Annotated in this window: 1 protein-coding gene and 1 pseudogene; one reads left to right on the plus strand and one right to left on the minus strand. The window is 73.7% G+C overall.

Annotated features, from left to right (window positions below; all coding sequences use genetic code 11):
- Positions 1-924 (minus strand): annotated as a pseudogene (locus AWZ10_RS37565) (alpha-galactosidase); the annotation flags it as partial.
- Positions 925-1051: 127 nt separating this feature from the next.
- Between AWZ10_RS37565 and AWZ10_RS37570 the strand changes: the two are divergent.
- The gene (locus AWZ10_RS37570; RefSeq protein ID WP_046709836.1) at positions 1052-2092 is read left to right on the plus strand and encodes a LacI family DNA-binding transcriptional regulator; all 1041 of its coding nucleotides are present in this window, start codon (positions 1052-1054) and stop codon (positions 2090-2092) included.
- Positions 2093-2145: the final 53 nt, after the last annotated feature.

Raw genomic sequence — 2145 nt, forward strand, 5'->3', positions numbered from 1 at the left:
CCCAGCGGCCGCACCGACGGCCGACCCGATGGCCAGCGCCGCCGGCACCGTCGTGACCTCCTCGCCCGGCCCCAACCGCACCCGCCACTGGTGCCCGGCGTCGGTCGGACCGTTCACGGCGAGGTACGTACCGTGCTCCCGTTCCCCGAGGTCCCAGCGCCACCCGGCCGGCGACTCCACCTGCCAGACCCACGCCCGGCCCCCGCCCCGTTCGGTCAGCGCCCCCATCGGAAGATGCCCGTCACTGGGCCAACTGCCCCGCCCGGTGAGGGCGAGCGCCGCCCGGCTGTCGTGCTGATGGACGTCGACGCTGATGTCGGCGACCGTCGCCCGCAGCGGCTCGGCGTACCAACGGCACTCCGCGAGCCAGTCGTTGCGGGCCCGGTGCACGTCGAGAACGTCGGGTGAGGGAAGCCCGCCGAGAAGAAGGCTGCTGACGGACTGGACGACGAGGGGCTCGATGCCGTCGTTGCGGAGCCGCACCCGGGAGCGGAGGACGGCGACCCCGGCGGGGGAGGACAGCTCGACGAACGCCGTCAACCCGCTCGCGGAATCGTGGAGTTCGACCGTCAGCCGCTCCCAGCCACCGGCACCTTCGCCACCACCGGCACCTTCACCACCACGGTCACTGCGATGCCCCCGGTACGCGAGCCCCGCACCGAACGCCGTACCGGTGAAGCGCGGCCCGGACCACCCGCTGCCGTGCCCGAACGCGGTCAACTCGACCAGCGGAAGGGCGACGTCAGGATCGACCGTGTCACCCCAGGGGCCGAGCCGGGTCAGCCGCAGCGTTCCGTCGGGGGCCGTCGCGAACTCCGTCTCGATCGCCGGGTGACCCCAAGTGAACGCCACCTCGGCGCTGTTGGCGCCGGTCCCGCCGTCCCGCACGTCGCTTCCGCCGAAGTCGCTGGCACCCGAGTCCAAGTCGCTTCCCCTCCCAGGCCGTCCCGTCCGTGCGCCGTCCGCCGCGGGAGGCGCCCGTGTGAATCCCTTGTTACGTTCTTCGTTGCGGTCTCTTGACGACACTCGTGTGACCGGTCACAATCCTGGCATGAATGTGACCGGTCACACAAGACGCCCGGCGAGCATCCGAGACGTCGCGACCGCCGCCGGAGTCTCGTACCAGACGGTTTCCCGGGTGATCAACAACCACCCGAGCGTCAAGCACACGACGCGGGAGCGGGTGCAGGCGGCCATCGACGAGCTGGGGTTCCGGCGGAACGCCACCGCGCTCGCGCTGGCCAGCGGGCGCAGCCGGGCCGTGACCGTGCTGACCGCCAACACCACCCACTACGGCTATGCCTCGATCCTCCAGGGCATCGAGGAGGCGGCGCGGGCGGCGTCGTACGCGGTCGGGATCGGTGTCCTCGAATCGGCGGACGAGGCCGCGGTCGCCGCCGAGGTGCAGCGCGCGTCGGACGCGGGCGGCGGTCTCATCGTGATCGCCTACGATCCGGCCGGTGTGGCGGCCCTCAACGCGGTCCCCGCCCAACTGCCGGTCGTCGGCGTGGTCGAGACCCCCGCGACCCCGCCCGGCGGCGACCGCCCCTGGGTGTGGACCGACGACCGCGAGGCCGCCTACGAAGCGACCCGCCACCTGCTCTCCCTCGGCCACGAGACCGTGCACTATGTCGCGATCCCGTCCAGCACCCGGCGGACCAGCGCCGCCCGTACCACCGGCTGGCGGCAGGCGCTCAAGGAGGCCGGGGCACCCGAACCCCGTCCGCTGCAGGGGAGTTGGGGTCCGGCCGGGGGGCATGCGGCCGGGCTCAGGCTGGCGAAGGACCCGGCGGTCACCGCGGTCCTGTGCGGAAACGACGACCTCGCGCTCGGTGTGCTGCGCGCGCTGCACGAGGCCGGGCGGTCCGTGCCCGGCGAGGTGAGCGTCGCCGGGTTCGACGACGCCCCGCACTCCGCCTATCTGACCCCGTCCCTGACGACCGTACGCCTGGACTTCACGGGCCTCGGCAGGTCCGCGTTCGCCCTGCTGCACGGGGTGCTGGAGGAGTCCGCGCAGATCGCCCCGCACCCCGTCTCCGTCCCGGAACTGGTGGTGCGGGAAAGCGCGGGCCCCCCGCCCGCCACCGCCTGAGCACACCCCGGCCGGGTGCGCCCCACCCCGGCCGGGCACCCCCCACCCCCCCC

Origin of the sequence: Streptomyces europaeiscabiei (genome assembly GCF_001550375.1) — a bacterium.
Taxonomy (GTDB): Bacteria; Actinomycetota; Actinomycetes; order Streptomycetales; family Streptomycetaceae; genus Streptomyces; species Streptomyces europaeiscabiei.